At 68.2% G+C, this 19,738-nt stretch carries 17 protein-coding genes; 8 read left to right on the top strand and 9 right to left on the bottom strand.

What is annotated here, in order from left to right; all coding sequences use genetic code 11:
* The first annotated feature begins 265 nt into the window (after nt 1-265).
* From AC1DO7_RS18820 to AC1DO7_RS18810, 3 genes are read left to right on the top strand one after another with little or no spacing between them, the layout of a single operon-like run.
* Complete coding sequence (locus tag AC1DO7_RS18820) at nt 266-1,444, top strand: CaiB/BaiF CoA transferase family protein (RefSeq protein WP_441612236.1); 1,179 nt, start codon at nt 266-268, stop codon at nt 1,442-1,444.
* Nucleotides 1,445-1,464: 20 nt separating this feature from the next.
* Nucleotides 1,465-2,070 carry a cysteine dioxygenase family protein gene (locus tag AC1DO7_RS18815; protein ID WP_441612237.1) on the top strand — a complete coding sequence of 202 codons (606 nt, stop codon included), beginning with the start codon at nt 1,465-1,467 and terminating at the stop codon, nt 2,068-2,070.
* A gap of 2 nt (nt 2,071-2,072) precedes the next feature.
* Nucleotides 2,073-2,837 (top strand): enoyl-CoA hydratase/isomerase family protein, encoded by a 765-nt coding sequence (locus AC1DO7_RS18810; RefSeq protein WP_441612238.1) that lies wholly within the window; start codon nt 2,073-2,075, stop codon nt 2,835-2,837.
* Between the two features lie 135 nt (nt 2,838-2,972).
* Here AC1DO7_RS18810 and AC1DO7_RS18805 read toward each other — a convergent pair whose 3' ends face one another.
* Nucleotides 2,973-3,290 (bottom strand): hypothetical protein, encoded by a 318-nt coding sequence (locus AC1DO7_RS18805; protein ID WP_441612239.1) that lies wholly within the window; start codon nt 3,288-3,290, stop codon nt 2,973-2,975.
* A 339-nt stretch (nt 3,291-3,629) separates the two neighbouring features.
* Here AC1DO7_RS18805 and AC1DO7_RS18800 point away from each other — a divergent pair, with 339 nt between their 5' ends.
* The 4 genes from AC1DO7_RS18800 (at nt 3,630) to AC1DO7_RS18785 (ending at nt 8,258) form a co-directional block, all read left to right on the top strand.
* A complete protein-coding gene (locus tag AC1DO7_RS18800; protein WP_441612240.1) occupies nt 3,630-5,165 on the top strand; it encodes an MATE family efflux transporter in 1,536 nt (511 codons plus the stop codon).
* A 600-nt stretch (nt 5,166-5,765) separates the two neighbouring features.
* A complete protein-coding gene (locus AC1DO7_RS18795) occupies nt 5,766-6,227 on the top strand; it encodes a tripartite tricarboxylate transporter TctB family protein (RefSeq protein ID WP_441612241.1) in 462 nt (153 codons plus the stop codon).
* 12 nt (nt 6,228-6,239) lie between these two features.
* Nucleotides 6,240-7,742 (top strand): tripartite tricarboxylate transporter permease, encoded by a 1,503-nt coding sequence (locus AC1DO7_RS18790; protein WP_477116435.1) that lies wholly within the window; start codon nt 6,240-6,242, stop codon nt 7,740-7,742.
* A 219-nt stretch (nt 7,743-7,961) separates the two neighbouring features.
* Entirely contained in the window at nt 7,962-8,258 is a 297-nt protein-coding gene (locus tag AC1DO7_RS18785) for a transcriptional regulator (protein WP_441612243.1), read from the top strand.
* Nucleotides 8,259-8,455: 197 nt separating this feature from the next.
* Here the strand turns inward: AC1DO7_RS18785 and AC1DO7_RS18780 are convergent, their stop codons facing one another.
* The 8 genes from AC1DO7_RS18780 to AC1DO7_RS18745 form a co-directional block, all read right to left on the bottom strand.
* Nucleotides 8,456-9,238 carry a DUF4397 domain-containing protein gene (locus AC1DO7_RS18780; RefSeq protein WP_441612244.1) on the bottom strand — a complete coding sequence of 261 codons (783 nt, stop codon included), beginning with the start codon at nt 9,236-9,238 and terminating at the stop codon, nt 8,456-8,458.
* 388 nt (nt 9,239-9,626) lie between these two features.
* A complete protein-coding gene (locus AC1DO7_RS18775) occupies nt 9,627-10,637 on the bottom strand; it encodes a diguanylate cyclase (RefSeq protein ID WP_441612245.1) in 1,011 nt (336 codons plus the stop codon).
* 30 nt (nt 10,638-10,667) lie between these two features.
* Nucleotides 10,668-11,696, bottom strand: a complete 1,029-nt coding sequence (gene cheB / locus AC1DO7_RS18770; protein WP_477116434.1) for a chemotaxis-specific protein-glutamate methyltransferase CheB — start codon at nt 11,694-11,696, stop codon at nt 10,668-10,670.
* Nucleotides 11,693-14,131 (bottom strand): hybrid sensor histidine kinase/response regulator, encoded by a 2,439-nt coding sequence (locus tag AC1DO7_RS18765; RefSeq protein ID WP_441612247.1) that lies wholly within the window; start codon nt 14,129-14,131, stop codon nt 11,693-11,695. The genes cheB and AC1DO7_RS18765 overlap by 4 nt, the downstream gene beginning before the upstream one ends.
* Nucleotides 14,128-14,889 carry a chemotaxis protein CheW gene (locus AC1DO7_RS18760; protein ID WP_441612248.1) on the bottom strand — a complete coding sequence of 254 codons (762 nt, stop codon included), beginning with the start codon at nt 14,887-14,889 and terminating at the stop codon, nt 14,128-14,130. Before AC1DO7_RS18760 ends, AC1DO7_RS18765 begins: the two co-directional genes overlap by 4 nt.
* Complete coding sequence (locus tag AC1DO7_RS18755) at nt 14,882-16,186, bottom strand: CheR family methyltransferase (RefSeq protein ID WP_441612249.1); 1,305 nt, start codon at nt 16,184-16,186, stop codon at nt 14,882-14,884. The genes AC1DO7_RS18760 and AC1DO7_RS18755 overlap by 8 nt, the downstream gene beginning before the upstream one ends.
* Complete coding sequence (locus AC1DO7_RS18750; protein ID WP_441612250.1) at nt 16,183-16,650, bottom strand: chemotaxis protein CheW; 468 nt, start codon at nt 16,648-16,650, stop codon at nt 16,183-16,185. The genes AC1DO7_RS18755 and AC1DO7_RS18750 overlap by 4 nt, the downstream gene beginning before the upstream one ends.
* Nucleotides 16,651-16,675: 25 nt before the next feature.
* Entirely contained in the window at nt 16,676-18,307 is a 1,632-nt protein-coding gene (locus AC1DO7_RS18745; protein ID WP_441612251.1) for a methyl-accepting chemotaxis protein, read from the bottom strand.
* Nucleotides 18,308-18,634: 327 nt separating this feature from the next.
* Between AC1DO7_RS18745 and AC1DO7_RS18740 the strand changes: the two genes are divergently transcribed.
* A partial coding sequence (locus tag AC1DO7_RS18740; RefSeq protein WP_477116433.1) for a putative bifunctional diguanylate cyclase/phosphodiesterase occupies nt 18,635-19,738 on the top strand: 1,104 nt, incomplete at its 3' end.

Raw genomic sequence — 19,738 nt, 5'->3', positions numbered from 1 at the left:
GCTTCCCGGGCCAGGAATTCTTGGACGAAGCCGCAAGCTTAACGCGTCGGGCGGTTATCTGCAGCACCCGGCGCGCTCCGGGCGCGGCGTGGCTGCGCCGCGCAGGCTGTCCCCGCAAGCTGGCCGATGCCACGGTGGTTCGTCCCGCTTTGCCTGGTGCTGCTGTTCTCAAATGTGGAACAGTAGTATCGTATTTGGCAACCTTTCTATAATTCCAGCAACGCGCCCCCGCCGCCAACGCTTTGCCTTTTCCGTGGATTTTCCGATGAGTGATCTCGCACAACACGACCTGCCGCTGCAAGGCGTCAGGGTGGTGGAATTCTGTACCGTCGCAGCCGGGCCCTTCTGCGGCATGCTGCTGGCCGACATGGGCGCCGAGGTGGTCAAGGTGGAGGCGCCCGACGGCGACACCTTGCGGCAATGGCCGCCACTGTCGGATGGCTACTCGGAGAACTTTGCCTCGCTCAACCGCAACAAGCAGTCAGTGGCGCTGAATCTCAAGGATCCGGCGGACCTGGCGCTGGCGCGCAGCCTGGTCCTCGACGCCGATGTGCTGATCGAGAACAACCGTCCCGGGGTGATGGAGCGGCTCGGCCTCGGCTACGCCAGCTTCCGCGAGGCAAAGCCAGGGCTGGTGTACTGCTCGGTGTCGGCCTACGGGCAGAGCGGCCCGCGCGCGGGCGAGGGCGGTTTCGACCTGACCATCCAGGCCGCCGCCGGCGTGATGAGCGTGACCGGCGAGCCCGACGGCGCGCCCGTGAAATGCGGCGTGCCGCTCGCCGATTTCGCCTCGGGCCTCTATGGCGCCTTTGCCATCTCCAGCGCGCTGGCGCGCGTGCGCGCCGGCGGGCCGGGTGCGCATATCGACGTGCCCATGTACGGCTGTACGCTGGGCATCGCCGCGCTGCAGACCAGCGAGTACTTCGGTAACGGCAAGAGCCCGGCCAAGCTCGGCTCGGCCCATCCGCGCAACGCGCCCTACCAGGCGTTCCGCGCGGCCGACGGCTACTTCGCCATTGCCGCCGGCAACCAGAAGCTGTGGCTGGAGGTGGTGCGCGTGGTGGCATTGCCGGCACTGGCGCAGGACGGCCGCTTCGCCACCACGCGCGACCGCGCCGCCAACCAGTCGGCGCTCAAGGTATTGCTGGAAGAACGCTTCGCCGAAGCCGGCGTGGACCACTGGATCGCTGCCTTCAATGCGGCCGGCGTGCCCCACGCCCGCATCAACGACTATGCCGCCGCGCTGGACGACCCGCAGGTCGAGCATATGGAGTGGGTCCGCCCGCTGACGCTGCCGGGTGGCCACCAGACGCGCACCTTTGCTTCGCCACTGCGCTTCGACGGGCATGGCCTGCCGATCCGCCGCGATCCGCCGGCGCTGGGCGAGCATAACGCCGCGGTGCGGGCGCGCTACGCCGCGCCCGCCGCCGGCACGGACGCATGAAGCGCCGAGAGGACACGAATATGAGCGACAAGATAGAACGGCTGCGCGAGTTCGTCGCCACCATCAGCAGGGTGGTCACGCAGGCGGAGCGCGACGGCAGCGACGAGGCGGCCGTGCTGGCGCAGGCCTCGCCCGCGCTTGCCCGGCTGGTGGCGCAGGATGACTGGCTGCCCGAAGAGATGGCGCGGCCGCACCCGGTCTACTACCAGCAGCACCTGCTCTATGGCGATCCGCTGGACCGCTTCTCGCTGGTCAGCTTCGTCTGGGGGCCGGGCCAGCAGACGCCGGTGCACGATCACACGGTGTGGGGGCTGATCGGCATGCTGCGCGGCGCGGAAATCGACCAGCACTATCGCGTGGAAGGCGGACAGCTGGTGGCCGATGGCGACGAAGTCCTGCTGCACGCCGGCCAGGTGGCGGCCGTGTCGCCGTCGCTTGGCGATGTACACCGCGTGCGCAATGCATACGATGACCGTGTCTCGGTCAGCGTGCACTTGTACGGCGGCAATATCGGCCGCATCCAGCGGCATGTCTATGATCCCGCGAGCGGCGCCACCAAGCCGTTCGTGTCGGGATACTCGAATGCGCTGGTGCCCAACCTGTGGGCTGCGGCGGCGAAGGAGTGAGCGTGGACCAGGACATCATCCTGCTGGTGCGCAAGGAGGGCGACGTCACCCGGCTCACGCTCAACCGGCCCGCGCGCGGCAACGCGCTGTCGCGCGAACTGGTGACGGCGCTGACGGAAGCAGTCGACGATTGCCATCGTGACGGTACGCGCCTGCTTGTCATCGAAGGCGCAGGCAAGCACTTCTGCACCGGCTTCGACCTGGGCGACCTCGATGCCGAGAGCGACGATTCCCTGCTCGCGCGCTTCGTGCGCGTGGAGTTGCTGCTGCAGAGCGTATATGCGGCGCCGTTCGCCACGGCGGCCCTGGTGCAAGGGCGGGCGATGGGCGCGGGGGCCGATCTCGTCGCCGCGTGCGAGCAGCGCTGGGTGGAGGCAGGCAGCAGCTTCGCTTTCCCCGGCGCGGCTTTCGGGCTGGTGCTTGGAAGCGCCCGCCTGGCGCAACTGGCAGGTATTTCGCGGGCACGCGAATGGATCACCGGCGGGCGCTCGTTCGACGCCGGCGCGGCGATAGCGGGCGGCCTTGCCTCGGGCCTGCTGGAGGCCGACCCGCAGAGCGATGCCACGGCGGCGCGCGACGCCGTCGTGGCATCGCTTGCCGGGCGTGCGCGGCGCCTGGACATGCGCACGCTGGCGGCCATTCACGATGCCACCCGCGACGGCGGCGCCGAGGCAGCATCACGGCAGCTCGCCGACCTGGTCCGCTCCGCGGCGCGGCCGGGGATCAAGGCCCGGATTGCGGCCTATCGCGCTGCGGCCGCAAGCTGAGCTTCGCGCAGCGCCTCAATCGACAGAACCGCCAGAATCGCCAGAGCGGATACGCCCCGGGCCGGCACCATCGATCGACGGTGCCGGCCCGGGGCGTATCCATTGGCGGATGTATGGCGAGATCCTTTGCGCGGATCAGTTCGGCGCCGTGCCGGCGGAAGACATCTCCTGCTTCATCGCCTCGTTGTTGGCTTTCTTGTCCGCCTTCTTGTCCTGCTTGGCGGCCTTCACATCGTGCTTGTACTCGCTCTGGGCGGCCTTCTTCCTGGTCTTGTATTCGTCCGACGCCTGCTTGTTGGCGTCGCGGCGCTGCACCAGGGGATCCTTCGGCGGCTCGACCTGGGTCATGCCGGCGGGTACGGCGGTGTTGCCGGCATCGGCGGGCGCGGCCGGGGTTTGCGCGAAGGCAGCGGCACAAAGCAGGCCGGCGGCCAGGGCGGTGGAAGCTTGCAAGAAGTGAACGGGCTTGTTCTGCGACATATCGGACCTCACTGTTGATGGATCGGTACGGCCCTTCGGATCCCGCGCGGCGGCGTTGCGACGGCTGGACTGCGGGGTGCCGAGGGCCACTTGTGTTGCGCATTGGCGTTGCGCATTTCGCCATTGTTTGACCGGCCCGCTTTGCGCCGCGTGCCCCGATCCAGACAACTGCTTACAATTGGCTTTCTGTCTGACAGACGGCTACCGACATGACCCGTCGGCGGGTTGTGGGATAGTGGCTCCCGGGGGAGTTCCGCCCCGCCTGCGCAAGCTGCTTCGGGCGCAATGAGAAGAACCAGACAAGCACTCGACATGCCAACGAAATCCAAAGCGCAGCTGACCACCGGCCCGATCGGGCGCACCTTGCTGACGTTCTCGCTGCCTGTGCTGGGCAGTAACATCCTGCAGTCGCTCAACGCCTCGGTGAACTCGGTGTGGGTGGGCCACTTCCTCGGCGAGGCGGCGCTCACGGCAACCTCCAACGCCAACATCATCTTGTTCTTCCTGCTTGGGGTGGTGTTCGGCATCAGCATGGCCAACACCATCATGATCGGGCAGGCGGTGGGCGCGCGCGACCTGGGCGAAGCACGCCGCGTGGTGGGGACCAGCACGACGTTCTTCGTCCTGCTTTCGGTGCTGGCGGCGGCGCTGGGCTACGCCTTCACCCCGGCCATCCTCGCCGCCATGGATACGCCGGCCGACGCCAGGCCGCTGGCAATCAGCTACCTGCGCATCATTTTCCTGGCGCTGCCTTTCATGTATTTCTACAACTTCGTGATGATGACGCTGCGCGGCGCGGGGGATTCGCGCACGCCGTTCTATTTCATGCTGTTGTCGGTGGGCCTGGATGTGGCGCTCAACCCGCTGCTGATCTTCGGCATCGGGCCGTTCCCCGAACTCGGCATCGCGGGCTCGGCGCTGTCGACGCTGATCGCGCAGCTCGCAAGCCTGGCGGCGATGCTGGCGCTGCTCTACCGCCGCCGCCATTTCCTCGCGCTGCGCCGGCGCCAGCTCGGCTACCTGCGTCCTAATGCCGCCATCCTGCGCGCGCTGGTGGCCAAGGGCCTGCCGATGGGCCTGCAGATGGTGGTGATCTCGTCGTCGGCRATCGTGATGATGTCGCTGGTCAATCGCCATGGCTCGCAGACCACGGCCGCTTACGGCGTGGCGTCGCAGTTGTGGACCTACGTGCAGATGCCCGCGCTGGCGGTCGGCGCGAGCGTGTCGTCGATGGTCGCGCAGAACGTTGGCGCGGGACTGTGGGAGCGGGTGACGCGCATCACGCGCGTGGGGCTGCTGTTCAACCTGCTGATGACCGGGGCCCTGGTGGGCCTGATCTACCTGTTCAACCGTCATTCGCTGGGCCTGTTCCTGCCCGACGATGGCACGGCGATCGGCATTGCGCAGCATATCAATGCCATCGTGCTGTGGTCCTTCATCCTGTTCGGCTTCACCATCGTGCTGTTCGGCACCGTGCGCGCCACCGGCGCGGTGATGGCGCCGCTGGTGATCCTGTTCCTGTCGATGTGGGTGGTGCGGCTGCCATTTGCCTGGGTGCTGGAACGTACCCTCGGCGCCGATGCGATCTGGTGGAGCTTTCCGCTGGGCTCGGTGGTATCGGTGACGCTGGCGGTGGCCTACTACCGCCTCGGCAACTGGCGCACCAGCCATATCCTGCCGGCCACCCCCGCGGGGGCGCCTCCGGAGCAGGAGTTCGCGCCGCAGGCGCCGGACACCAGCATGGGCACGCCATGCGAAGAGGCCCTGACCACGGCGGGTGCCGCGGTCGAAGAAGACATGCTGGCGGAGGCCACCGCCGGCGCACCCGCGCGCCCGCGCGAGCCCTGAGCGTCGCGGCCGCGGGTGGCGGTGTCGTGGCACCCGGTGCGCGCGGCGTGCCCTGGGATGCCGGCCTGAAAGGCAATCGAAAGATCCGTCTGGCATCGTGCGGTCCGTGGCCAAGGCAGCGATTCCAGGCGTTGCCTTTCAATTGCCTTTCGGTGCCCCTCTGGGTGCCTTGGGTGCCTCCTTCTGTGTTCCTTCGGGGCCGGCGCCGATGCCGTCCCGCGATGCGTTCCCGCCGATGCTGCGCTGTCTGCCGCGCGGCGTTCTTGCGCGCCCGCATTTCCTGCCTCACAGCCAGATGCGCTGTCGGCGACGCGCACGCGTTCCTCGTACCTCCGGTCATTCCCTGCTGTTTTCGCGGGTGTTTTTGCCTGTTTTTCGCAAATACATCACAACATGATATTTATTCGATTCGACACAATCCGATGCGTATCGGTGATTACCCCTAAGTCAGGACAAATGAAAGCAAGCTGAAAGATCGCCTCTCTAAGGTTGCATCCATCCTGCAGGAGATGCCGTTCAAACCTGCCGATCCAACCGTCTTCGCAAGCGAGAGCCTGCCTGCGAAGCCGAATGCTTTCACGTACTTTGAGGAGAATCGTTTTGCGCATACGCAGCCAAAAGGACTTTGCCTCCGGCCTGATGTTCGTTCTGGTCGGTCTGGGCTTTTCCTGGGTCGCTCGCGGCTATTCCATGGGAACTGCCGCAAAGATGGGCCCCGGATATTTTCCGTTCCTGCTAGGCCTGGTACTCGCCTTGCTTGGAGCATTCGTGTTGATCGGTTCGGTGTCGAAAAAGGGTGAAGCGGACCAGCTCGCCCGCTGGGACCTGAAGACGCTGTTGTGGATCCTGGGTTCGGTGGTGCTGTTCGGCCTGCTGCTCAAGCCGCTCGGCATGGTGCTGTCGGTGTTCGTGCTGGTGCTGGTGTCGTCGATGGCCAGCCACGAGTTCAGCTGGAAGGGTGCCTTGGCCAACGCCGTGGTGCTCGTGCTGATCAGCATGGGCGCCTTCGTCTACGGTATCAATCTGCAGATGCCGGTCTGGCCTGCTTTCATTACTGGTTAAGGAGTCGGCCAGATGGAATTGTTTGAACACTTGTCGCTGGGTTTCTCCACGGCACTGACACTGCAGAACCTCGCATACGCCTTCCTGGGCTGCGTGCTGGGTACCCTGATCGGCGTGCTGCCGGGCCTGGGGCCTCTGGCCACCATCGCCATGCTGCTGCCGGTCACCTACACGCTGCCCCCGGTGGCCGCGCTGATCATGCTGGCCGGTATCTACTACGGCGCGCAGTACGGTGGCTCGACCACCGCCATCCTGGTCAACCTGCCTGGTGAATCGTCGTCGGTGGTGACCACCATCGACGGCTACCAGATGGCGCGGCGAGGGCGAGCGGGGGTGGCGCTKGCCACMKCCGGCCTGGGCTCGTTCTTCGCCGGCTGCGTGGCKACCCTGATCCTGGCTGCGTTCGCCACGCCGCTGTCGGAACTGGCGTTCAAGTTCGGCCCCGCCGAGTACTTCTCGCTGATGGTGCTGGGCCTGATCGGCGCCGTRGTGCTGGCKTCGGGYTCRCTGSCGAARGCSGTKGCGATGATCGTGCTGGGCCTGCTGCTSGGCCTGATCGGCACCGACGTGAACTCTGGCGCCGCGCGCTTCTCGTTCGACATCCCCGAACTGACCGACGGCATCGACTTCGTCGCGCTGGCCATGGGTATGTTCGGCTTCGCCGAGATCGTGGCGAACCTGGAGCAGAAGGAAGACCGCGAGACCTTCACCGACCGCGTGACCAACCTCTGGCCGACCAAGGAAGACTTCAGGCGCATGGCACCCGCGGTGCTGCGCGGCACGCTGCTGGGTTCGGCACTGGGTATCCTGCCGGGCGGCGGTGCGGCGCTGGCTTCGTTCGCAGCGTACTCGCTGGAAAAGAAGACCTCGAAGTACTCGCATGAGTTCGGCAAGGGCGCCATCGAAGGCGTGGCAGGTCCGGAATCGGCCAACAACGCCGCGGCACAGACCTCCTTCATCCCGCTGCTGACGCTGGGCATTCCGCCCAACGCCGTGATGGCGCTGATGGTGGGTGCGATGACCATCCACAACATCCAGCCGGGCCCGCAGGTCATGACCAGCAACCCCGCGCTGTTCTGGGGCCTGATCGCCTCGATGTGGATCGGCAACCTGATGCTCATCATCCTGAACCTGCCGATGATCGGCATCTGGGTGAAGCTGCTGACCGTGCCTTACCGCTTCCTGTACCCGGCCATCCTGGTGTTCTGCGGTATCGGCGTGTACTCGGTCAACAACCAGACCTTCGACGTGTTCATGGCAGCCGGCTTCGGCATCATCGGCTACCTGTTCCTGAAGCTCAAGTGCGAGCCGGCGCCGCTGCTGCTGGGCTTCGTGCTCGGACCGATGATGGAAGAAAACTTCCGCCGCTCCCTGCTGCTGTCGCGTGGCGAGTTCACCGTGTTCGTGACGCGTCCGCTGTCGATGGGCCTGCTGATCGCCGCTGCCGCACTGGTCGCCGTCGTTGCACTGCCGTCGATCAAGGCCAAGCGCGAAGAAGCGTTCCAGGAAGAGTAGTACCGAAGAAGCCCCCGTGCCGGCGCGGCCATGTGCCGGCACGCACAATGCAAGACGCAAGATCCGGGGTGCCTCGCGCACCCCGTTTTCTTTGGCAAGACGCGTTCCGGTCCAGGCTGGCACGCACGCAGTGAACCCCGCCCGGCTGTGCTCGCAGCGCAGGGCTGCGCATGATGATCAGCTCTATCGCGCCACCCGCTGGCGCGTCACAGGAGCCGCATGAGAACTCCAACGCTGGACCGCTTCGTTTCGCGGCTATACATCCTCAAGTTCGTCCAGTCGAGCCCGTCGACGGTACTGACCCTGGTCGAGCGCCTGCGCGACCACGGAGTCGAGAACAATATCCGCTCGCTGCGGCCGATCCTGCGCAGCCTGATGATCGCGCGCGCGATCACGGCGGAACTGGTCGAGGGCAGTGGCCGCGTCTACTGCATCACCGACAGCGGCAAGGACGAGTTGGATAAATACCTCTCCCACCTGGATGTCCTGCAAAGCGATATCGCACAGACGCCATAGTCCCCGGCATCCCCGCGCGCCGGATGACCCGGCGCACGCATCGAAGTGGCTCCCTGGCCCAAAGGCCAAGGCAAGGCAAAGCAAAGCAAAGGCAAAGCAACGGCGAGAAGACCCGCCTGCCGGATCTTCCCGCCGCATGGGCCCTCGCACGAGTCCGCCATTGCGCCCTGGGCGCGCAAGCCTGTCGCCGGCTGCCGTTACTGCGTGACCAGCTCCTGTGCGTTGCCGGTACCCGTGCTCGACTGCGCCACCAGCACCTTGATCTTGTTCGGTACCAGCGCGCCGATGCCGTCGACCGGGATCGTCGTGATGAGCCAGTCGGCATTGTTGCCCAGCGTCAGCGTGCCCGAGTCGAAGATCACGGTCTTGGTGCCGGCGGTGGTGATACGCAGGCGATAGGTGCCGCCGTCGAGATAGAGCGAGTCCTGGCCGGAGGCCGGGTTCGCCGTCTTGTAGCCGATCGCCGCCATCGTCGGCGTGGCCACGGTGAGATCGGCGGCCGGCACGGTAATGTAAATATCGATGTTCTGCGCGTTGAACGAGGCATTCAGGCCGCGCACGCGGGCCTTGTCCGACAGCAGGCCCTTGCCATACGGGTCGTCGATGGTGAGCACGTCGGCAGCGGTGGAGCCGGGCAGCGCGACCACGGTGTACTTGTGGCCGGTGTGGGCATCGACGGTGGCGCTGCCGATCTGCGTTGCGGTGCCGGCCACGTTGAAGGCAAACAGCTGCGCCCCGGTTCCGACGTCGAAATAGTTCGAGACGAACTTGTAGGGCTCGTTGAGGAACGACGTCTTGGTGCCGTTCTGCAGCACGTCGACATTGGGTCCGCCCGGGATGGCATGGATCACGCGCACGGAAGGCTTGCTGATGCCGATGCGGTCATCGATGCCGTCGTCGCCGCCGCCGCCACATGCCGAGAGTACGGCCGCCGCGGCCAGTGCAAGGCCTAATACCAGGCCTGATTTGGAAAGCTTCATGAGTGCCCTCTTCTTGCCGGTGAGTGAATCATCCGGTGGCCGGCGCGTGCCGTCCCGCGACGGGATGGCCATCCTTTGCCACGCTCGTTGTCAGGCTTGCTGCCGCTCGGACCGCGGCCCTGTGAGGGGATGCGCAACGGCGCCTGCCGTAATGCAACGATAGGCAGGGCATGCGGGCCGGCAAATTGACCCGTCTCCGAAACGCGTGTCGGACAATTCCCACAGGACGAATTCTCCACATGCGGCCGGCATCGCGACGACGGCGCGACGACGGCGCGGCGGCAGGCCGGGCCATGCCGCGGCGTGCGGGAGAGCTGGGGAGGGGGAGGTGGAGGGGGAGGGAAAGCGGGAGCGGGCGCGGCCGCCGGCAGCGCCCGGAGCGGTACGCTCAGGCGGTCATCACGGCCTGGTTGCGGCCGTTGCGCTTGGCCTGGTAGAGCCCGGCGTCGGCGATCTCCACCAGGCGGCTGAACGGCGTGTTCTCGTCGGGCACGACGGACGCGCCCCCGATGCTCACCGTCACGCACTGTCCTACCGGCGAGCCACTGTGCGGCACCTGCATGGACTCGATGGCGCGGCGGACCTTCTCGGCCAGCAGGCGGGCGCCGCCGGGCGAGGTGGATGGCAGGATCATGGCGAACTCTTCGCCGCCGAAGCGCGCGGGCAGGTCGGCCGGGCGCGCACAGTTCTCGCGGATCACGCCGGCGACGCGGCGCAGCACCTCGTCGCCGGCCACGTGGCCGTACGTGTCGTTGTAGGCCTTGAAGACGTCCACGTCGATCATCAGCAATGCCAGCTGGCTCTGCTCGCGCCCGGCGCGCCTCCATTCCGCGCCGAGATACTCGTCGAAATAGCGCCGGTTGGACAGCCCGGTGAGCCCGTCGGAGTTGGTCAGCCGCTGCAACTCCAGGTTGGTCTCCAGCAGTTGCTGCTGGCTCTGGCGCAGCGCGCGGTAGGCTTCGTCGCGCTGCTGCAGGTTGAGGTACGAGCGCGAGTGATAGCGGATGCGCGCCACCAGTTCGATGGTGTCGGGCAGCTTGACCAGGTAGTCGTTGGCGCCGGCGGCGAAAGCCGCGCTCTTCATGATCGGCTCTTCCTTGGTGGACAGCACGATGATGGGGATATCGCGCGTGGCGGGGTTGGCGCGGTAGCGGCGCACCAGCGTCAGGCCGTCGATGCCGGGCATCACCAGGTCCTGCAGGATGACCGTGGGGCGCGTGCGCTCGGCCACCGCCACGGCTTCGTCGGGCTTGGAGCAGTAGTGGAAATCGATGTCCTGCTCGGGCTCGAGTTCGCGCCGCACGGCTTCGCCGACCATGGCCTGGTCATCCACCAGCAGCACCATGGCCAGGTATTCCTCGGGGCGCTGACTGTAGTTCTGTTCTGTATCTGTCGACATTGTGTTCCTCGTGCGCTGCGGCCCTGTTCCCTAACCCTGCTTGTTGCCGGGATTGGTGTTGCAGGCCCGTACGATGCGGGCCGCGATCTGCCGCAATGGCAGGATTTCGCCGGCTGCGCCGATGGCGGCGGCAGCCTTGGGCATGCCGTAGACGGCGCTGGTGGCCTGGTCCTGGGCAATGGTCAGGTAGCCACGCTCGCGCATGGCCTTGAGGCCCAGCGCGCCGTCGCGGCCCATGCCGGTGAGCAGCACGCCCACCGCATCGCCGCGCCAGTGCTGGGCCACGCTTTCAAAAAAAACGTCGATCGACGGCCGGTAAAGGTAGTCGCTCGGCTCCTCGGTATAGACCATTTTCGCGGGACTGAGCAGGCGCAGGTGGTCGTTGCTGCCGGCGAGCAGCACGGTGCCGGGCTGGGGCGCCTCGCCTTCGCGGGCCAGCCGCACCGGCAGCGGGCATTGCGCGTCGAGCCAGTCCGCCATGCCGGCGGCAAAGGCTTCGTCCACGTGCTGGACGGCGATCRCGGCGGCATTGAAGCCGTCCGGCAGCGCGCCCAGCACCGCGGCCAGTGCGGCCGGGCCCCCGGCCGACGCACCCAGCGCCACCAGCCGTTCGGCGCCGGCCCTGCGCGCAAGCGTCGCGTTCGCGCGCGCGGGCGCGACGCGCCCTTCGATCAGGCGGCCGATATTGCGGATCTTGCGCAGCAGCGGCCCGCTGGCCAGTTGCGAATCCGGCTGCGCMAGCGTGGGTGTGTCGACCGCGTCGATCGCGCCGTGGCCCATGGCATCGAACACCTGGCTGGCGTTGCGGCCCAGGTCCATGGTCACCACCACGATGGCGCATGGCGTGGCGGCCATGATGCGGCGGGTGGCCTCGACGCCGTCGATCCCCGGCATCAGCAGGTCCATCAGGATCAGGTCCGGCGTGCGTGCGGCGGCCATGCGCACGGCGCTCTCGCCGTCCTCGGCCACCCACGCCACTTCCAGTTCGGGATCCAGTGCGATGACACGTCGCAGCGCCACCACGGCCAGCTGCGAGTCGTTGACGATGCCGATCTTCATGCGCGCGCCTCTCCGATCAGGTCCTGTACCGCATCGAGCAACGCGGCATCCTGGAAGCTTCCCTTGGCCAGATAGTAGTCCGCGCCGGCCTCCAGGCCGCGCTGGCGATCCTGCTCCCTGTCCTTGTACGAGACCACCATCACCGGCACCTGCTGCAGGCGCGGCTCGCGCTTGATGCGCGTGACCAGCTCGATGCCGTCCATGCGCGGCATGTCGATGTCGGTGATGACCAGGTCGAAGGATTCCGCGCGCAGCACGTTCCAGGCGTCCATGCCGTCCACCGCCACGGTGACATCGTAGCCTCGGTTGGCCAGCAGCTTGCGCTCCAGTTCACGCACCGTGAGCGAATCGTCCACCACCAGCACGCGCTTGCGCCGTACCGGGGCGGCTACGGCGCCGCCGCGGCGGATGCGGTCGATCTTGCCTTCGGACAGCAGTTTCTCCACCGACCGGATCATGTCTTCCACGTCGAAGATCAGCACCGGCGTGCCGTCCTCGGTGATGCTGCCGGCGGCAATATCCTTGATCTTCCCGAGGCAGGCCGCCAGCGGCTGGACCACCAGGATACGCTCTCCCAGCAGGCGGTCCACCGCCACGCCGTATGTGCGCTCGTGATCGCCCAGCACCACCACCGGCACGGTGTCCTCGTCGCGCCGGGCCTCCGGTCGCTGCAACACCTGGGCCGTGCTGACCAGGCCCACCTGGCGATTGCCGAAGCGGAAGTGCTGGCGGTTCTGCAATTGCTCGATGTCGCGGCGCTCGAGGTGGAGGGCCTGCATCACGTAGGCCAGCGGGAAGGCATAGGCTTCGCCCGACACCTCCACCAGCAACGCGCGCACCACCGACAGCGTGAGCGGCAGCTCGAGGTGGAACTGCATGCCGCGCCCGCTTTCCTGCACCAGGCGGATGCTGCCGCGCACCTGGCGGATCATGTCCTGCACGGCATCGAGCCCGACCCCGCGCCCGGATACTTCGCTCACGGTCTCGCGCATGCTGAAGCCGGGCAGCAGCAGGAAGTCGAGCAACTCCGCCTGCGACAGCCGGGCGACGGTTTCCTCGGGCGCCAGATTGCGCCGCACGATGGCGCGGCGCAGGGCATCCAGGTCCACGCCGGCGCCGTCGTCGGAGATCACGATGACCAGCCGCCCGGCGTTGTGGCGCGCATTGAGCGTGATGCGGCCTTCGACGGGCTTGCCGGCGGCGCGGCGCACGTCGGGCATCTCGATGCCGTGGTCCACCGCATTGCGCAGCAGGTGCGCCAGCGGGGCCTCGAGCTGTTCGAGGATGTCGCGATCGACCTTGGTGCTCTCGCCGATCAGCTCGAGGTGCACCGCCTTGCCAAGCGCGCGGCCGAGGTCGCGCACCATGCGGGAGTAGCCGGCGAGGCCGTCGGCCAGCGGCCGCATGCGGCTTGCCAGCGCGCGGTCGTAGAGCTGGCGCGACAGGCGGCCGGTGCGGTGGTCGTATTGTTCGAGGTCGCTGACGCGCTGCGAGAGCTGCCGGTGGCTTTCGGCAAGCAGGTGCTGCGCGTCGGCCAGCCGGGCCTGGGCGGCGCCTTCGGCTGCGTTGCCGCCCTGGCCGCCGGCCAGCGCCGCCTGCAGGGCGTCCAGCGCCTGCAGCGCGCGCATCTGCAGGCGCCGGGTCTGCTGCAGGGCGTTGCCGAAGGGCTTGAGCCAGTTGGCCTCGATCATCGCCGCGCCGGACAATGCCAGCAACTGGTCTAGCGTGTCGGCGCTCACGCGCAGCATGCGCTCCTGGGTCTCCGGCAGCGCGCCGGCCTCGCCGGCCGGGTCGGCGGGCCGGACGTGGGCGGGCAAGATGCCGGGGGGCGCATCGGCGGGCCTGTCCATGGGCGCATCGGCCGGCGGCACGGCCGGCGCGTCCGCGCTGGCGGCCGTTGTCACCGGCATGGCTTCGGCCGTGGCTTGCGCCGGCGCCGCGGGCGGCTCGGCCGCGCTGGCGGCCTGCTCCGGCATCGTCTGTTGCAGGACGTGCGCGCTTGCCCACGGCGCGGCGTCGACCGCCTTGCCGGCCAGCAGCGCCTCCAGGCGCGCCACCAGTGCATCGATCTCGGCCTTGCCGGCGTGATCGGCCCAGCCGAGATCGCCGCCGGGCGGGCTGCCCAGGCGCAGCAGCAGGTCGGTGCCGTGCAGCAGGGCATCGATATGCACGGGCCGCAACAGCAGTTCGTCGTGCTGGGCCGCGACCAGGCAGTCTTCCATCACATGGGCCACGCGCACGCCGCCGTCGAGGCCGACGATGCGCGCCGCGCCCTTGAGCGAATGGGCGGCGCGCATGCACGCCTCGAGCTGCTCGCTGGCGGCGGGATTGCGCTCCAGCGCGAGCAGGCCGGCATTGAGGACATCCGCCTGCGATTGCGCTTCGAGCGCGAACAGTTCGAGCAGGGAGGCGTCGCGCAACTGGTCGGGATTCATGCCAGGCTCCGCGTCAGGGCTTGCTGCAGCGAGGCCGCGTCGAGCAGCCCCACGGTGCGCCCGCCGCTTTGCAGCAGCGCGCGGGCATAGCGCGAGGACGTGCGCGACAACGTGGTCGGCAGCGGCTGCAGGGCGGATTCGGCAATGCGCTCGATGCCGGCAATCTCCTCGACCGGCAGCGCGAAGGCGTTGCGGCCCTGGCCCAGCACCAGCAGGCGTGCGCCATGTCCTGCGCTGCTGGTCGTGTCGTGCGCCGCGTCGAACGCAGCATCGCTGCGCGCGCCGGCGCCCTGGGCGGGCGCGGGCGAGTCCTGCCCGAGCAGGCGTGCCAGCGAGATGCACACCAGCAGGTTGCCGCGCACGCTGACCAGGCCCAGCACCGCGGCGTGCCGCCGGTGCGGCAGCGAGTGCAGGGGGCAGGGCGCGGTGACCTCGGCCAGCGCCTCGGCCGGCAGCGCCAGCCACTCCTCGCCGATGCGGAACACCAGGCAGGAAACGGCCGGGCCCTGCGCGGCGGTGCCGGCCCGGGCGGCATCGGCCGCGGGCAGGCTCACCTCGCCCGTGGGCAGGTTGTCGAGCAGCGTCAGCGCGGCGCGCGAGTAGGTCGGGCAGTTGCGGCAGTGGATATGCGTGGGCAGCAGCGGGCAGCTGCCGTCGCCCAGTACGCCGATGCGGCGCCAGCAGTCGTCGACGACGACGCCATGCGTGCCGTGGCTGGCGCCGGGGTGGGATGTCGCGAGCGGTGCGGGCTCAGCCATGGCGGGTCGGTTGATTGCGCTGGGCGCGGTTTCTCAGGCGGGCCGCGGCCGCGCCGTCGCCTTGCGCCTCGAGGATGGCAGCCATATGGTAAAGCGCCTCCTGGTGGCCCGGGTCGAGGTATAGCGCGCGGCGATAGGCCTCGCGTGCGTCGGCGGGGCGGCCGGTGGCATCGTACAGCACGCCCAGCAGGCAGTAGCCGGCGGCCGACGGCGCCTGCGCATCGAGGTATGCCTCGCACGACGCGATGGCCGCGGCCAGGTCGCCGCGATCTGCCAGCCGCGAGATCTTCGCCAGCGGGTCGGCGCTGCCCGGCGCCTTGGTGGCGGGCGCCGGCCGCGGCTGGGCCGCCCGCTCGGGGGCCGGCGTCAGCGAGGCCTGGTAGGTGCGGAAGGACGGCGCCGGAGGCGGCGCATGCGGCAGGCGGGGCGCCGGGGCGGCATGGACTGCGCCACCGTCCGAGGGTTCATTGGGCGGGGCCGCCTGGCGCGGGGCGCGCCGCGTGAACGCAAAGGCGAGCGGCACGCCGGCCGAGACAAAGCCGTGCCGTGTCAGCAGGCTGGCTTCGGCCGGCCCCACGAAGAGCGTGGCGTCGGGCCGGCTCACCCGCTCCAGCACACGCAGCGAGCGCTGCTGCGTGGGCGCATCGAAATAGATCAGCAGGTTGCGGCAGAACACGAAATGGTAAGGCGCCTCGCCCGCCATCAGCATGGGGTCCAGCAGGTTGCCGCGCAGTAGCCGCACCTTGGCGCGCACATTGGCGTTGAGCGCATAGCCGCCCGGCGCGGCGGTGAAATGCCGGTCGCGGAAATCCAGCGGGCTGCCGCGGAACGAATTGCTGCCGTAGTGGCCGATACGCGCGCGCTCCAGGGCGCGCGCGCTGATATCGATGGCGTCGACCTGGAAACGGTTCTCGGGCACCCCGGCATCGAGCAGCGCCATGACGATCGAATACGGTTCCTCGCCCGTGGAGCAGGGCACGCTGAGGATGCGCAGCGGGCCCTCGCCGTCATGCAGGCGTGCGCCGCCGAACACGCGCATGGCGGCGAAGCGGCCAAGCGCCAGCAGCGCCTCGCGGTGGCGGAAGAACCAGGTTTCCGGCACCACCACGGCCTCGATCAGGGCCTGCAGCTCTTCCGGGTGCGAGTGCAGCAGGTTCCAGTAGGCATCGTGGTCGGGCACCGCGGCCGTCGCCAGGCGCTCGCGCACCGCGCGCTCGATCATGCCGGCGCCCACCGTGCAGGCGTCCAGGCCGATGCGCTCCTTGAGCAGCGCTTCGATATGGCTGGCCGTGGTCATGGTGCCGCGAGGCCGGGGAACAGGCGGGCGTGCACCTCGTCGGGCAGCAGCGCGTCGACCTTGACCCACTGCACCAGTCCCTGCGCGCCGCCGCGCACCGGGCCCAGGTAGCGCGCCGGCGCGGAGTCCACGCCACTGTCGGTGAACTCGCCGGGGGCGCAGCGCAAGGTTTCGGTGGCGTATTCCAGGCGCAGCCCGAGCAGGCGCGCCGGCGCATCCGCGCCACGGCGGTAGTGCACAAGGACCGTGCGCGTACTGGTGCGGTGGGCGACGGGCGTGCCGGTGGCCAGTGCGTTGACGTCGATGACCGGCACCACCTCGCCGCCGCGCGCCAGCAGCCCGCTCACCCAGGGCGGCGCCTCGGGCAGTTGCTTGAGCGTGGTCAGCGGCAGCACTTCCTCGATCTCGCTGGCGTCGAGCGCGTAGTGGTCAGGGCCGATGCGGAACAGCAGGAAGAGCTTCATGGGAAGTGGTCCGGGCCCGCAAGGCTCAGACCTTGAAGCGGGACACGCCGGTGCGCAGGTCGTTGGCGACCAGCGTCAGCTCGTCGATGGCCTGGCTGGACTGGCGCAGCGATTCCACCGTCTGCTGGGCCGCCTCGGAGAGCTGCATCAGCGCCTGGTTGATCTGCTCCGCGCCGCCAGCCTGGGCCTGCATGCCCTCGTTGACCATCTGCACGCGCGGCGCCAGCGACTGCACCTGGCCGATGATCTGGGACAGCTGGTCGCCCACCTGGGTCACCTCGGACATGCCGCGCCGCACTTCCTCGGCGAACTTGTCCATGCCCATCACCCCGGCGGCCACCGCCGACTGGATCTCCCGCACCATCTGCTCGATGTCGTACGTGGCGACCGCGGTCTGGTCGGCCAGGCGGCGGATCTCGGTGGCCACCACCGAGAAGCCGCGACCGTACTCGCCGGCTTTCTCGGCCTCGATCGCCGCGTTGAGCGAGAGCAGGTTGGTCTGGTCCGCCACCTTGGCGATGGTGGTGACCACCTGGTTGATATTGCCGGCCTTCTCGTTCAGGGTGGCCAGCTTGGCGTTGACCGAGCCGGCGGCTTCCATCACATGGTGCATGGTGGTTTCCATGCGCGACAGGCCGACCTGGCCGGTGCCGGCCAGTCCGGCGGTCTGCTCGGCGGCGCTCGACACCTCGATCATGGTGCGCACCAGGTCGCGCGAGGTGGCGGAGATCTCGCGCGAGGTGGCGCCGATCTCGGTGGTGGTGGCCGCCGTCTCGGTCGCGGTGGCCTGCTGCTGGCGGGCGGTGGCCGCGATCTCGTTGACCGAGGTGGTGACCTGGATGGCCGAGCGCTGGGCCTGGCCGACCAGCCCGGTCAGCTCGCCGGTCATCTGGTTGAAGCCTTGCTCGACCTCGAGGAATTCGTCCTGGCGTTCAAGCGACAGGCGCTGGCGCAGGTCGCCGCCGCGCATGCCGGACAGCAGTGTCACGATCGAGCGCATCGGCACGGTGATGGAGCGGAACAGCAGGTAGCCGGCCACCAGCGATCCCAGCAAGGCAGCGATCAGCGAGACTTCGATACTGATCTTGGCGGTCTCTACGGCGTTGCTGATGCTGGTGGCGCCGGTTTCCGACACCTTGTTGTTGTCTTCCAGCAGGGCCTGCAGGGCCGCGCGGCCGTCATCCCAAACGGCATGGATCGGGCCGCGCAGCCGGGCCTCCATGGCGCCGGCCTCGGCGCTGCCGGCGGCGAACACCATGGCCGAGACTTCGTCATAGTTGCGGCGAAGTTCCTTGTATTTCTCGAAGCGCTGGCGGTCGTCCGGGCGGACGATCGAGTCGGCGTATTTATGCTCGAGCGTATCCAGCCGCTTGCGCAGGGCTGTGTTGGCCTCGGCATAGGTGCGGCGCTCCGCGTCGCTGCCCGCGGTAATGCTCTGCCAGGCCAGCACGTAGGTTTCACCCCATGCGCCGCGCATCGCGGTGCTGTAGTAGAGTCCGGGCAGCGAATCGTCGCGTAACGCGACGGTGTGGGATTCAATCGTCGACAGCCGGCCGTAGGCGACCACGAAGGTCAGCAATATGACAGCCAGGATCATGGCAAAGCTTGCCAGGATGCGCGTGCGGATGGTCCAGAGGGTCGCGGTGCGGTTGCCCATTCGATGTTCTTGTATTTTCTTGCAGGAAGGGTGGCGGGCGGCGTCCGGACGCGGTGAACCTGGCACGGCGACGCCATGAGCGGCGGGTCCGCAGGCGGAGACTGGCGCCCCGGGGTGCCCGCCCGCCTTATAGCGGCGTAGGGTACTGGAAGGTTTCTGTCATTTCAATGGCGCGGGCGCGGGCTAGCGTTTTGTGATTATGTTATTTGCCGTCCCGCAACATATCGCAATATCATGGTTTGACGCGGCTTGATTTTTTCCTGGTTTTAGTCACACTTGCCAAATTGACAGATCGGATCGATGTCGACAATCACAAACAGGGCAGGGATGGTGGCTAGGTCAGAGGCGAAGGCCGGCGCCTCGCCGAACGCGGACCTCGACCCGCTGACCGGCGTTGCTTCGCGCCAGGCATTCTTGAGTATGCTGGAAGGCCGCCTGCGCACGGAGGCTGCCCCGCGCTGCGCGCTATTGCTGCTCGGCATCGACGATTTCCGGGCCTTCAACGATATGCACGGCCATGCCGAAGGCGACGAGATCCTGCGCCGGGTGGCCCGTCGCCTGCGCGACGCCTCGCCGCGCGATGCCGTGCTCGGGCGGATCGGCGGCGACGAGTTCGCCGTGCTGCTGCCCTCCATCGCCGATCCCACCCTGGTGCGCCACGTCAGCGCCGCCATCCTGTCGCTGCAGTCCGAGCCGCACGAGTACGGCAGCCGGCGCCATCATGTGCTGGCAAGCCTGGGCGCCTGCGTCATGCCCGCCGGCGGCGACAATGCCTCCGACGCGCTGGCTTCGGCCAGCCTGGCACTGGGCCGGGCCAAGCGTGACGGCGGCCGTACCATCCGCTTCTTCAAGCCGCAGATGCGCACCGACGTGACGACCCGCCTGTCGCTGGTGCAGGCGCTGCGCGACGCCTACGCGCAACGCCAGTTCGAATTGCTCTACCAGCCGCAGATCGACCTGAGCGACGGCCGCGTGGTCGGTGCCGAGGCGCTCATGCGCTGGCGCCATCCCACCCAGGGCCTGCTCACGCCGGCGAGCTTCATCGACGCACTGGCCGCCAGCAGCGTGGCGGCCGACGTGGGCGTGTGGCTGCTCCATACCGCCTGCGCGCAGGCGCGCATGTGGTCGCTGGCGTTTCCCGACGCGCCGCGCGTGGCCATCAACCTGTTCGCCGCGCAGCTCAGCGAAAGCCGGCTGCTGACCGAGGTGCGCCACGTGCTGCGCGAACTGGCGCTGGCGCCCGAGCGGCTGGAGCTGGAAATCACCGAGACCATCGCCCTGCAGCAGGGCGACGACTTCTCCGGCCAGCTGCAGACCCTGCGCCGCGACGGCGTGACCCTGACCTGCGACGACTTCGGCACCGGCTATGCATCGCTGAGCTTCCTCAAGACCTTCCCGGTCGACCGCATCAAGATCGACCAGTCCTTTATC

This window comes from Cupriavidus sp. 05N40, from assembly GCF_056397305.1.
Note: the sequence above shows the minus strand (reverse complement) of the source record. Positions and strands in the feature narration are given on the sequence as shown.